Genomic DNA, 12,792 nt, shown 5'->3' with positions numbered 1-12,792 from the left:
AAATTCCGAAGGCTGAGATTGTAGGCGAGATACCACCGCACGCAGAGCAGGATCACCGAGCAATCGAAATGGCGGCCTTTGAACATCACTCACTCACCTCCGAAGCTTACCGGAGGCATACCCAGAACTAAGTTACCAATGAGTCTGCGACAGTACCCGCAGGACCGCCAGGGCTTGATGTGGCTGGCTCGGAGTAACCGCGGGTCAGTCACGCCCGTGACGCAGCAGGCCTGCTCGACAGCTTCGACGTTGAGGCGGAACCGGCCTTGACCACGCCGAGCCTCAATCGCGGCCTTCCGAATGGTCCCGTCCAAACCAGTGGCGCTCTGGATTTCAGTCTCAAGAGCATCATCGACCGGACGGACCGCACCGTCGTCATCCCCGTTACCCCGGGCAACCCGAAGAACTTCAGCACCCCAGGCTCCCAGCCGAGCCAGCAACCCCTCCGCCATCCAAAGGAGTGCACTCAGCTAAGGAGCGTCAAGAAGCTCCTGAGAAGCTCCTGTACAGTCCAATTTCTTAACCAAGCTCACAGTGCAATGATGACGGCCAAACACTCTTAGCCCGCATCGCAGACAAGAGCCGACAGGACCTCTCCCCGCGCGATCATTCGAGGACCAGCATCTGTCGTGATGTCATAGCGAAGATCGTCGTAGCCCAGTGTTCAGACGTTGGAGTGGCGTGTCCTCTACAGTCGCTCAATCACCGTCTCTATGTAATCGAATGTGCGAACATTACGGCCTCCTAGCGCCTCAACGAGCATCGGCCGCTGCATCCTCGTGTACATGGCCGCCGAGAAAAAGTTGACCGACGCGTGGATCGACTAGCAACTTCTTCGCATCGTCATGCATGCGGGTCTGGCCAAGCTCAAGCACCAAGCCATAATCTGATAGCGCGAGCGCGGCCTTGGCGTTCTGCTCAACCATCAGGATCGTCACGCCGCTGTCGCGCAGGCGGATCAAGGTTTGGAAGACCTCCCGCACCATGTTCGGCGACAGGCCGATAGAGGGCTCATCGATGAGCACCAACTTAGGATCAAGCAGAAGCGAGCGGGCCACCTCGAGCTGTTTCTGCTGACCGCCTGAAAGCTCGATTGCCTTACGATTCCTGAACTCCCGCAACATCGGGAACTGGTCCATCACCGCTTCGATGCGCTGGCGCACCTTGGCTTGGTCAGATGCGGTGATCCCACCAAGCTCGAGGTTGTGATAGACCGAAAGTTGCGGCACCACATTGCGGCCCTGCGGTACATAGGTCACGCCATGGGCGATCATCTGGCGCGGCGTCTGTCCCGTAACCTCTTGCTCGTCAAGCAGAATCTCGCCCGAGTGGATCTGCAGAAGGCCGAAGATCGCCTTGAACACGGTGGACTTGCCCGCACCGTTTGGACCGATCATTGTGGTGATCGACGCCTTCGGGATCCTGAACGAGACGCCGTTCAGAATCGTAATCTTACCGTAGCCGCCATGGATGTTGCGCAGTTCAAGCATCAGTCAGCCACCGAGATAGGCATCGATAACAGTTTGGTTTGACCGAATCTCGTCTGGTGTCCCCTCGGCAATGACTGCACCTTCGGCGAGCACGATCACCCGGGTGCAGAGGCTCATCACGAACTCCATATTATGCTCAATCACCACGAATGTCGTACCATGCTCCGCGTTGTACGCGGCGAGCCGCTCCCTCAGGTGTGCGAGCATCGTCAGGTTCACCCCGCCCGCCGGCTCGTCGAGCAGCACGAGGGCTGGACCCGCCATGAACGCCATAGCAGCGTCCAGCAGCTTTTGCTGACCGTAAGACAGCGAGCCCGCCAGCGTGCCGCGTAAATGGTCAAGTCGGAAGAACGAAATCATCCTCTCAGCATCTGCCGTCAGGCCAGCATCAGAGGGGCCAAAGAGCCGGGACAGCATTGTGCCGCGATGCTCCTGCCCCGCTAGGACGATGTTGTCGAACACGCTCATCTTCGGGAAAACAGAGAGCTGCTGGAAGGTGCGGCCGACGCCGAGCCTGTTCAGCTTCGATGGCCGTAGGCCGGAAACATCGCGGCCGTAGACGTGGACCTGGCCCGCATCAGGTTCGAGCTGACCGAGGATGCAGTTGAAGAGCGTCGACTTGCCGGAGCCGTTCGGCCCGATCAGGCCAAGAATCTCGCCCTTGTGCACGTCGAAGGACACGCCCCTGACGGCCTTGATGCCCCCGAAGGTCTTCACGATGCTGCGAACAGAAAGGACTGGCTGGCTCATTTGAGCTGCGCCCCTTGCTGGAGATCGGCACGGGCGACAGGCCGCGCGATGAATCGGTCGCGGATGCGCCCCCACATGCCGATCATGCCTGTCGGGACGAAGATGAGCATGACGATCACGAGTACCGCGTAGATGATGAGATAGTAGCCTTCGGTGAAACGGAGGATTTCGGGCAGCAGAATCACGACGCCCGCGCCTAGAAATGGGCCGAAGAAGTAGCCCGCACCACCGACGGCGACCATCAGTAGAATGCGCAGGGAATGGGCGAGCCCGAAGGAGCCCGGCTCGATAAACTGCACGAGCGATGCAATCAGTGCCCCGGCAAGCCCGCCGTACATGGAGCCGATAGCGAAAGCGAGAAGTGTGATGCGGCGGGTGTCAACCCCTAAGCTCTCGGCCCGGATCGGGTTCTCGCGCAGCGCTCTGAAAGCGCGACCCCAGGGCGAGCGAACGATGCCCCACATCGCAAGCGCGGCGATGATCGTCACCGTCAGCGTGAAGTAGTAGAAGGGCAGCGAGCGCATCGTCGAAAAAAGACCGAGGTTCGGCCGTGGAATGCCGACGAGCCCGTAGGTCCCACCTGTCAACCACTCCTCGTTGCGCAGCACGAGGAAGACCAGCGTGTTGAACGCGAGCGTCACGAAGGCAAGGAAATGACCCTTCACGCGCAGAGCCGGATAGCCCAGCCCGAATCCGACGACGAAACAGGCCAGCACGCCGAGCGGCATGGCCGCAAGCCAGTGCCAGCCTGCAAGCGTGAGGAGCGCCGTCGTATAGGCCCCAATAGCCATGAAGGAAGCTTGCGCCAGCGAGATCTGGCCGGCATAGCCCAGCGTCAGGTTGAGACCCATCGCGGCGACCGAGAAGACTAGCCAAGAGGTCATCACGTAGATGATGTAGTTGCCCTGTCCGAGGGGCGCGGCGATCGCGAGCGTGATCAGTGCCACGATCAGGATGCGGCGAAGCCAAGCGGCCATCAGACAGCCCTCCCCTCAGGCGTGCCCAGAATGCCCTGCGGTCGGACCAGAATGATGAGGATCAGAAGGATCAGCGGCAGCGCAGCGCGATATTCGGCAGTGACGTAGGTAGCCACCAAGTTGTCCAGGACGCCGATCAGCAAGCCACCCACCAGCGCACCGCGGATCTGGTTAAACCCGCCGATAATGGCCGCGATGAAGGCAATGAGGCCAAGGGTTTCGCCGTTGGAGAATTTGGCGAGATAGACCGGCGTGATGAGGAAGGAGGCGAGCGCCGCGAGCGCTGCGTTGATCAGGAACGTGTAGAGGACCATTCTCTTCACGTCGACGCCTAGGATCTCGGCCACAGCCGGATTCTGTGCAGTCGCCTGCATACAGCGGCCGGTTCGGGTGCGGTTGAGGAAGAGCGTCAGCAGGACAACGATGCCCAGCGAGAGAACGAGGTTCAGGATGTCCTGCAGGGAGACGACCGCGCCGAAGATGTTGATCGGGTCACTTGGGAATATGGACGGGAAAGGCTGCCCCTCTGCACTGTAGAACTCCTTCACGCTCTCCCTAATCAGAATGCCGAGCGCGATTGTGGCAATGACAAGTGTAATGCCTCCGTGGGGCAGAATTGGCTCGACGACCAGCTTCTTGAATGCTGCTCCCAGAATGAGGATCGACATAGCGAGACCGAACAGCAGCGCGCCCCAGAGCGGCAGATCGAAATAGTTCAGGCCGACCAAAACCAGGAACGCCGGAAGCATGACGAACTCGCCCTGGGCGAAGTTGATCGTCTGGGCCGCCTGCCAGACCAGCGCAAAGCCGATCGCCACAAGCGCGTAGATGGATCCAGTCGCGAGACCAGACAGCAGAACCTGCAGGAACTGAGACATCATATGTTTTTGCCTGAAGGCTGTGGCGACCGGCGCGGTCGGCACTAGAGCATCGAACCTGAAAGTAGAGCCCACATTCTAAGCCCGATGCTCCCCTAGGGAGCGGCGCATCGTTCGGGGAAGAAATGCCTCTACTTTCCCGATGATGCGCTAGCGATCAGTTGGCCGGAACGGTGCCGATCACGACCGGTGAGCCATTTCGGACCTGCACCATGAAGCTTGGACGGGACATCTCACCGCGGTTGTCCCAGCAGGTATCGAGCAGGATCCTCGGATACTTAGTGGCTGGCAGGCACAAGCCGTGCATCTTCTCGGAGAAGGCCTCGCCATCAAACTTGCCGACGAGTTCGGTCACGTACTTGGTCGTCCAGGCTCCGATATAGCCTTTGATCGCATCGTGGGTCGGAACGCGCTTAAAGGTCTTCACGAACTTCTCTCTGAAGGCTGCAATCCCTTCGACCTGATCCGCAGTGGCTGTGATTCCGACGTGAGCGATCGCACCCTCAGCCGCGGGGCCGGCAAGCTCAATCACCTTGGCCTCCGTCAGCGTTACCTCGCCGACGAGCGGCATGGAGAGGCCCTGCTTCTTCGCCTCAATCAGGAAACGGGCGGACTCCTCTTGGTTCATATAGACGAACACAGCGTCGGCACCCGACTGCTTCAGCTTGGAGACGTCCGACGCATAGTCGGTCTGCGCCTGCTCGGATGGCACGTCGGCGAGAACCTCGATCCCAGCCTTCTTCATTTCAGCGATAAATACGTTGCGCCCGCCGCGACCGAACTCGTTGTTCACCCAGGCGACGCCAACCTTCTTGGCCTTCAACGTGTCCTTGAAGTAGGGCACCAGGGCTGGGACGCCCTTCTGAGCGCCAGAGGAGGTGCGGAAGACGAACGGGTTGCCCTTCTCGACGATTGTCGGTGCCTCAGAACCGACGAATTGCGGCACGCTGTTCTGTTGCGCTACCAGCATGTTGACCAGCGTTGAGCCGGAATAGATCGTGCCCCAGATTGCATAGGCGCTCCCATCGATCGCCTTCTGCACCAGCGCACGCGATATTTGCGGATCGGTCTGCGTGTCGTATTCCGTGACCTTGACCGGCTTGCCGAGAATGCCGCCTTCGGCATTGATCTCGTCCACGGCGATCCTGATGCCGTCACGCCAGTTAGTGCCTGCCGGTGCGCCGGCGCCGGAGAGCTCGACGACGACGCCGATCTCAACGGCCTCCTGGGCCTGCGCCGCCCCTAGGAGGGTCAGCAGCGCCGTGCCAAGCGCAAGAGCGAATTTGGAATACATTGGTGATCCTCCCTACCCTTTGTTAGGCCAGCGTTGTCTCATTCGCGCCGTCCGAACCGTTTCAGTGACCAGACAACGAAGATTAGCCGCACTGAAATTTTGTCGATCCTTTGACGACCTAAGCCGTAACGTCAATCTCGAATTTTGCCCGATATTGATATATAATGATAAGACTGCCTAAATTTAGTAACGTTATCGCATTGTGAAGGGATTGCTGGGGCAACGTTCGCGATGAAAGCTGGATATCCGGCTACGGCAGTGGAATTCTCGATATGAGCGGAAAAGACTAAAAGGTTCTGGGTGCATCAAAAGCGAGACTCCCACAATACAGGGAACGACATATCTCGCTCATACCCGGCCCGCTAAAGAAGGTCGTTCTGACAGCTCCTGGAGAACGAGCCCTCTCAACCAAACATCAACACGCTCCTGAGATGCTCCTATACAGTCGAACTATTCGCCACTGCCTGTAGCTCTTATGCGTAACACTCACTGATTACAGGCCGAGATAAGCCTTACGGATCATTGGGTGTCCCTGTAACTCTTCTGATGGGCCATCGAGCACCTGTTTGCCATTCTCGAGCACGTAAACGCGATGACTGACAGCGAGCACCTGCTTCACATTCTGCTCTACCAGCAGGATTGGAAGACCAGTCTCGGCGACCCGCCTGATCGCTGCCATCACTTCTTTAACGAAAAGCGGCGACAGACCGAGACTTGGCTCGTCCATGATGAGCATCTTGGGTCCGAGCATAAGCGCCCGGGCGATAGCCACCATCTGCTGCTGGCCACCGGATAATTGACCAGCCATCGCGTTGGCGTAGCGAACAAGGTCCGGGAAAAGTGTTTCAACCTTCGCCATATTTTCGTCCCGGGCAGCCTTTGCTTCCGGCAGATAGGCGCCCAGCATGAGATTTTCCCGCACGGTCATGTTCGGGAACAACTGACGACCCATAGGCACGTGGGCCAATCTTTTACGAGCCATCTGGTGAGGTCTTGCTCCCTTGAGCTCCTCGCCATCGAACAGGATTCGTCCACTCCACGGAGCAATCATGCCTGAGATCGCCCTTAGGATCGTCGACTTGCCGCTACCGTTTCCTCCGACGAGGCCGACCAACTCGCCGCGATCCACATGGAGGGACGCACCAAACACGACCTTCAGCGCGCCGTAGCCAAGGTCGACATTGTCAACCTGCAGAATTGCCTGCCCCATCAGTCGGTCCCCAAATACGCTTCGATCACGCGCTCGTTGCTCGTTACCTGATGTGAGGTTCCCTCCGCGATCTTCTCGCCGCTAGCGAGTACGATGACATGGTCGGACAACTCGATGATTGCCTCCATGATGTGCTCGACCATCAGGACCGCGAGACCTTGCCCGCTTAATGATCTCACGAAAGCGATCATCTCCCGCAGCGCTGGAGGATTCAGACCCGCCATGATCTCGTCCAGAAAGATCACCTTAGGCTTGACCGCAAGCGCCTTCGCCAACTCCAGCCTCCGTCGGCGTGCAAGGTTGAGATCTAGTGCGGGCTGGTGAGCGCGATCCGCCAGCCCTACCTGCTCGAGGACATTCATGGCGAGGCGCTCCGCCTCGCTCCGCCGTCCGACCGTCAGGAATGCGGCAATGAGCACATTCTCCAAGACTGTCAGCTCCTCGAAAGGCCGTTCGGTCTGGAAAGTCCGGCCGAAGCCCAGACGCGTCCGCTTAAATGCCGGCAACGCCGTGATGTCCTTGTCGAGCAAGGTAATCCTGCCGGAATGCATGGGGGCAAAGCCGGTCACCGCATTGAACAGGGTGGTCTTGCCGGCGCCGTTCGGGCCGATCAGCCCAAGGATCTCACCGGAGCCGAGTGACAGAGAAACGTTGTTGACGGCCGTTACTCCACCAAACTTGACGGTAATGCCATCAGCCCTAAGCACGTTTGGCATAGAGCCTCCGAATATGTCTGCGGGCTAACTCTCCGACGATGCCGCGGGGAACAAAAAGCACGACCACCAAGATTAGGATTCCGTAGATCAGCATGTTCGCCTCGGCGAACGTAGTGCGGAATATCTCACCCGCCCCAATCAGCACAAGTGCGCCGACGGCGGGTCCCCAGATCGTCCCACGCCCACCGATGATGGCTGTGAGGGCGATCTGCACGGACAGGAGAAGGGCGAAAATGACGTGCGGCTCGATGAAGGCGAGTACGATCCCATAGATTCCGCCGCCAATTGAGGTGAGCGCGGCGGACAGCATAAACGCCTTCAGCTTCGTCGCCGTCGGATCGATGCCCGCCGCCATCGCCGAGTCCTCGTCTTCGCGGACCGCCCGTAGCTGATAGCCAAACCGGGCCCGAGAGACCACGATGACGGTCGCAATCACGACGCCCGCGAAAGCGAGCGCCATATAGAACTGGGCGGTTCTGGAGAAGAGGTCGACCCCAAATGGCTCGGGGAGGGTTGCAATGAACACGCCCGTAGCGCCGCCAGTTAACCACTCCTCGTTGATGGCAACCAACCGGAGGATCTCCGCAACCGCGATGGTGGAGAGCGAAAAGTACGGCCCTCGCAGGCTGAAGGTCAGCCATCCCCAAAAATAGGCGAGGACTGCCGCAACAGCGGCTGCCATGGCCATCGTCCACCATGGCGCAAGTCCGAACTGGCTCTGGCCGATGGCCACAAAATAGGCTCCGAGGCCCACGAACGAGGCATGGCCAAGGCTCACCTGGCCATTCCATCCGCCGAGCAAGTCCCAGGATGTGGCCCAGCCGGCGAACAGCAGGACAGAGATCGCAATCGTCAGATTGTTAGGGAAGATGGCCGGGTAGGTCATGCCGATAGCGAGCAGCACGCCCAGTCCAATGAGATGCTTTATCATACGCGCTTCACCGTCCGTCCAAATAGACCCTCAGGCCGGAAGAGCAGGATCAGCAGGAACGCAATTAATCCATAAGCCTCACGGTACTCGGACATGAAGTAAGAAGCGCCCAGAACCTCGACCACACCCAGCAGAATACCTCCGGCGATCGCCGCACCGACGTTCCCCAACCCGCCGAGAACCGTGACGACGAAAGCCTTCAGCGTGAACACGGCTCCCGTGTTGGTCGGAGTTGCGAACAGGAGCGGGATGAGCGTGACACCTGCCATGACGGCCAACATCACGCCAAGGCCAAAGACGATGCTGTGGATCCGCCGAGTATCGATGCCAACGAGCTCGGCGCCAAGCCGGTTCTCCGCAGTGCCGCGGATGGCACGGCCAACTTCGGTCCGGTTGAGCAGCGCATAGAGTGCTGCGATCATAATTACGGTAGCGATCCCAGCAAGGAGCAGGACCATAGAAACGTTGACCCCAGCAATCGAGAAGGTTGATGAGGCATACGACACCTGAACGGAGCGCGGCTCGCCACCAAAGGTGAGCAGGATTGCATTCCCGATGATTAATGAGATCCCGAGCGTCGCCAAAAGCGCAGATTCCGGCGGCGCATCGATGACGCGGGAGAGGATGAAGCGCTCAACAATGACGCCAGCGAAAAAACCGATCGGCATTGCAAGAACCAGTGATAGGTATGGATCCCATCCGAGGAGCGCGTTGAAGAGGACGGCACTGTACATGCCGAGCACGACGAAATCGCCGTGCGCGAAGTTGATCGTGCGCATGACCCCGAACACAAGGGTTAGGCCGATTCCGATGAGGGCATAAACGCCTCCCATCAGAACTCCGTTGGCGATGTTCTGGAGGAAAATATCTAACCCGGCCATTCTTGTTCCCGATTGCTGTCACGCGTTCATCCACCGCAAGAACATGCGCGGCGGTGAGCAAGCCTGTTATGTGATTGCAGCTCTGGTTGGAGCCGGCGGATGTGCCGCCGGCTCCTTTATATTAGCGGGTCGACCATTCCGGTGTGGGGTGCTGCGCCTCCTTCGCGGCGAGATCGTCCGGGAATACCGTGACGTGTTTGCCATCCTGGATCTGCAGTATGAGGCTTCGGATCGGGTTCTGACCCTGGAACCCTTCAGCGCTCTTGAAGTTCACTGTCGTCACAGGCGTCGTGATGTCGGTCGCAGCCAGCGCCTCGCGCACCGAGTCACGCGATTTCGGGTCGGCACGGCGCAGAGCATCGGCCGCGACCATCAGCGCGAGATAACCTTCTGCCTCATAGAACGAGGGCTCTCCGCCTGCCTTGTCCTTCAAGCGCCCATAGAGCTCCTGCGCACCGGGATACTTCACGTCCTGGCTCCAGCTCACAGCCGTTGCAACATAGTCAGCCGATTTTCCGACCTGCTGAACGAAGCTCGGAAGAGCCGCGGACGTATCGATCGCGATGACCTTGGCGTTGAGGCCAACCTCACGCATCTGCCGGGTGATCGCGACACCATCCTCTGCATAGGATACGATATAGAGGATATCCGGATTGGCGCCGCGGAAGCGGTTGAGGATCGGACGGAAATCAGTCACACCCTGATCATAGGATTGGTCACCGACAACCTTGTACCCACGCTCCGAGGCGAGACGCTTGCCTTCCTTCGCTAGTGAAGTCGGCCAAGCACCGTTACCGTACAACATAGCGACCGACTCAAGAGGTACGTCTTTTTTTGTATTCTTGAGATGATCGAAGTAATCAAAATAAGCCTTGCCGACGATCGTTGAATTGTGCTTGGCGCGGAACACCCACAGCGAACCCGGCTTCGTGATGCTGTCGTCGGCGCTACCCAGAACGATCATCGGAACCTTTTGGCGGGTCAAGAACTGGGCAAGTGGTCCTGTGATTGAGGAAGCGTAGGAGCCGATGACAAGCGGAACGCCTTTGCTTGCAAAACTCTCGGCTGCGGCAAGCGCACTCTTCGCTTCGGACCGGTCATCCTGGATCGTAAGGGTGAGCTGCTGACCCTTGATACCTCCGTTCGCGTTGATCTCGTCGAGCGCAACCTGAAGACCTGTGCGATAACGCTCTCCGAATGCCGCGAAGTTACCAGAAAGGCTGTTGATAACGCCTACCTCGACCTGCGCCTGAGCCGAGGCGCCAACCACGCACAGAGTGGCCGCCAATGCAGCGGCGATAGCAATCCTCATTTGTTTCCTCACCTGTTTATCTGCTTCACCAGGAAGTCTCTTGCTGCAAGAAAGAGAACCTTCTGCAGTGGGCTAAACCTAGTGCGGGTGTTCCTGCCCCGCCAGACACTTTTTTCTCGACAGAGCTTAGCTGGATATTATCCTCACCTGCGAAATGACATCTGTCATGGTTCGCATACCTGCGCTGCGGGACGCGGCCATGTTTTAATATTACAAGGGGCGCTGAATGGTCGTGTTGGAAGATGATCCACTTGGTCAGGGAGGGCTCTCTGATTTCGCCCGACGGTTTCGAGCCGGCGAGATAACATCTGAACGGGCGACGCGGGCTTATCTCTCCCGCATCGAAGTGCTTGACCCACGACTCGGGGCATTCCAGCATTTTGCCGCCGAGCAGGCGCTTGAGACCGCCCGCGCAATCGACGCGCTCTATTCAGCCGGCACGGATCTTGGTCCGCTGATGGGCGTACCGGTTGCCGTGAAGGATCTGTTCGTTGTCGAGGGTATGCCCACGACAGCGGGCACCAAAATGAATATTGACGACATCGCTGGACCAGAAGGCCCCCTGGTCAAAAGTTTGCGTCAAGCGGGATGCGTTATCCTTGGAAAGACCAAGACCGTCGAGTTCGCCCTCGGCATCACCGGGGTATCCAGTGCCCAAGGAACACCGATCAATCCGTGGGACGCCCAAACGCCGCGCCTGCCTGGAGGCTCGAGCTCCGGTTCAGGCGTTGCAGTCGCCGCCGGTCTGTGTGCTTTCGCCATTGGATCGGATACGGGCGGCTCGGTCCGCGTCCCCGCCGCTTTCAACGGGATCTTTGGGCTCAAGACGACACCCGGCTTCTTCTCGACCGACGGGGCCTTCCCCCTGGCACCTCATTTGGATACGCCTGGCCTGCTAACGCGCAGTGCCCGAGATGCTGCGATTGCTGTGGCTGCGCTCACGGGCGAACCAGAAGCACGCCCTCTTCCTGTCGAAGCGCTTCGGCTTGGCGTTCCGCAGGAGTACTTTTTTGATAACCTCGATCCAGTTGTCGAAGCGCAAATCAGGGGTGCGATGGAAGCTCTGTCGGCTGCAGGGTGCCGGCTAAGGCCTGTGTCTGTTCCCGAGGCCAGCGAACGCGAGCGCTATTTTCCCGCTGTTCTCCCAGCCTGCCTCATTGCGACCCTTGGCCGAGATCGTTTCCTTGCCGGTCGCGACCAGATGGATCCAATTGTTGCGAAACGCGCGACGTCTGGCCTTGATGTGACAGCAGCAGATTATCTCGCACTTGAGGCAAAGCGAACCAAGTCCCGCCAGAGCGTGTCCGAGAAGTTCTCAGGGTTCGACGGTTGGGTCACTCCGACGACTGCAACGCCTCCACCTTCCGTGGCTGACCTGGAGGACAAACAGAGGGCCCTTGATCTTGCTTTGGGCATGACCCGCAACACTCAGCCCGCAAATTATTTCGCATGTCCTGCCGTGAGCATTCCCCTGCCGCAGAAGCCTGGGAATCTCCCAATAGGACTGCAAATCATTTGTCCTGAAGGGGCTGATATGCAGGCACTGTCAGTTGCACTAGCCATTGAGGAAGTGCTCGGCACGCCTGAGGCTCCAAACTTGGCCAAATTCCTGAGCTAACCAAGTCCACGATTACTAAACAACGCTTCCTTGGATTATCAGTCCCCATCTGGGGACTGATACCCAAACCCAAGCTCCCTTACTGAAGCCGAGAGCTCACGGGTCCAAGTTCAGCTGGCGTTTGGCTTTCCGTTGCGGTTTAGAATTCGTCCCCTCTCAGCCACAGCAGTAGCGATGGCAGAATCCAGCTCTCCAGCACGAACGGCCTCAATGAGGCTGTCGATCAGCGGAGGGAGCTTGGGAAGGGGGCCGACTTCAATAGCCGTCTTGCCTTTCGCCATTTCCAGTGGCCGACCGCCGTAGTGTACGGTGAAACGGGTCGTCCGGCTTCCGTCTTCGAACCAGCCTTATCGGACGCGCCGGGGCACCTCCACCCGCACGCGAGACCCCTCCGCGTTCGTGCGCATCACAAAGTGCTTGGGCGGGTCGAACACCGTTCCAGCGATTGTGGCTTCAGCGAGGTCCTATTGAAGGGCAAGGTTCTCGATGGGATCCGTCGCAAATCTTTTGTTTCAGAGTTTCATGTACTCTGTCTGAATCCTCAATGGCGGAGAGTGGCGTGTTCAAGTGCAGGCATTTCGATCGATCTGTGATCCTGCTCTGCGTCCGGGGGTACTCGGCTTACAATCTGAGCTTGCGAAATATCGAGGAGATGATCGCTGAACGCGGCATCTCCTCGATCATGCTACCATTCACAGATGGATTGTGCGCTATTCGCCCAAACTGCTCGAGCAG

12 protein-coding genes and 2 pseudogenes are annotated in these 12,792 nt (G+C 58.7%); 2 read left to right on the top strand and 12 right to left on the bottom strand.

The genetic code is table 11. The features are described from left to right. The 12 genes and pseudogenes from JKL45_RS28055 to JKL45_RS28005 form a co-directional block, all read right to left on the bottom strand. Nucleotides 1–86, bottom strand: a pseudogene (locus JKL45_RS28055) (IS6 family transposase); the annotation flags it as partial. Nucleotides 87–89: 3 nt separating this feature from the next. Further along, nucleotides 90–452 carry an HNH endonuclease gene (locus JKL45_RS30980; RefSeq protein ID WP_376771089.1) on the bottom strand — a complete coding sequence of 121 codons (363 nt, stop codon included), beginning with the start codon at nt 450–452 and terminating at the stop codon, nt 90–92. A gap of 300 nt (nt 453–752) precedes the next feature. Beyond that, on the bottom strand, nt 753–1,490 hold the full coding sequence (locus tag JKL45_RS28050) for an ABC transporter ATP-binding protein (protein ID WP_201865079.1): 738 nt from the start codon (nt 1,488–1,490) through the stop codon (nt 753–755). Between the two features lie 3 nt (nt 1,491–1,493). Beyond that, a complete protein-coding gene (locus tag JKL45_RS28045) occupies nt 1,494–2,240 on the bottom strand; it encodes an ABC transporter ATP-binding protein (RefSeq protein ID WP_201865078.1) in 747 nt (248 codons plus the stop codon). After that, complete coding sequence (locus JKL45_RS28040) at nt 2,237–3,217, bottom strand: branched-chain amino acid ABC transporter permease (protein WP_201865077.1); 981 nt, start codon at nt 3,215–3,217, stop codon at nt 2,237–2,239. The genes JKL45_RS28045 and JKL45_RS28040 overlap by 4 nt, the downstream gene beginning before the upstream one ends. Beyond that, complete coding sequence (locus JKL45_RS28035) at nt 3,217–4,095, bottom strand: branched-chain amino acid ABC transporter permease (RefSeq protein WP_201865081.1); 879 nt, start codon at nt 4,093–4,095, stop codon at nt 3,217–3,219. The genes JKL45_RS28040 and JKL45_RS28035 overlap by 1 nt, the downstream gene beginning before the upstream one ends. Nucleotides 4,096–4,252: 157 nt before the next feature. Further along, nucleotides 4,253–5,389, bottom strand: a complete 1,137-nt coding sequence (locus tag JKL45_RS28030) for an ABC transporter substrate-binding protein (protein ID WP_201865076.1) — start codon at nt 5,387–5,389, stop codon at nt 4,253–4,255. Nucleotides 5,390–5,882: 493 nt separating this feature from the next. After that, a complete protein-coding gene (locus JKL45_RS28025; protein ID WP_201865075.1) occupies nt 5,883–6,599 on the bottom strand; it encodes an ABC transporter ATP-binding protein in 717 nt (238 codons plus the stop codon). Next, nucleotides 6,599–7,315 (bottom strand): ABC transporter ATP-binding protein, encoded by a 717-nt coding sequence (locus tag JKL45_RS28020; protein ID WP_201865080.1) that lies wholly within the window; start codon nt 7,313–7,315, stop codon nt 6,599–6,601. The genes JKL45_RS28025 and JKL45_RS28020 overlap by 1 nt, the downstream gene beginning before the upstream one ends. Further along, a complete protein-coding gene (locus JKL45_RS28015) occupies nt 7,299–8,246 on the bottom strand; it encodes a branched-chain amino acid ABC transporter permease (RefSeq protein ID WP_201865074.1) in 948 nt (315 codons plus the stop codon). The genes JKL45_RS28020 and JKL45_RS28015 overlap by 17 nt, the downstream gene beginning before the upstream one ends. Next, nucleotides 8,243–9,127: a branched-chain amino acid ABC transporter permease gene (locus tag JKL45_RS28010; protein WP_201865073.1), complete on the bottom strand. Its 885-nt coding sequence runs from the start codon at nt 9,125–9,127 to the stop codon at nt 8,243–8,245. The genes JKL45_RS28015 and JKL45_RS28010 overlap by 4 nt, the downstream gene beginning before the upstream one ends. Nucleotides 9,128–9,248: 121 nt before the next feature. Further along, nucleotides 9,249–10,439 (bottom strand): ABC transporter substrate-binding protein, encoded by a 1,191-nt coding sequence (locus tag JKL45_RS28005; RefSeq protein ID WP_201865072.1) that lies wholly within the window; start codon nt 10,437–10,439, stop codon nt 9,249–9,251. A 226-nt stretch (nt 10,440–10,665) separates the two neighbouring features. Here JKL45_RS28005 and JKL45_RS28000 point away from each other — a divergent pair, with 226 nt between their 5' ends. Continuing rightward, complete coding sequence (locus JKL45_RS28000) at nt 10,666–12,057, top strand: amidase (RefSeq protein WP_201865071.1); 1,392 nt, start codon at nt 10,666–10,668, stop codon at nt 12,055–12,057. Between the two features lie 559 nt (nt 12,058–12,616). After that, a pseudogene (locus JKL45_RS27995) lies at nt 12,617–12,792 on the top strand (IS6 family transposase); the annotation flags it as partial.

The organism is Microvirga soli (assembly GCF_016734765.1).
Taxonomy (GTDB): domain Bacteria; phylum Pseudomonadota; class Alphaproteobacteria; order Rhizobiales; family Beijerinckiaceae; genus Microvirga; species Microvirga soli.
The sequence above is the reverse complement of the archived record's forward strand: the minus strand, read 5'-3'. Positions and strand labels throughout refer to the sequence as shown.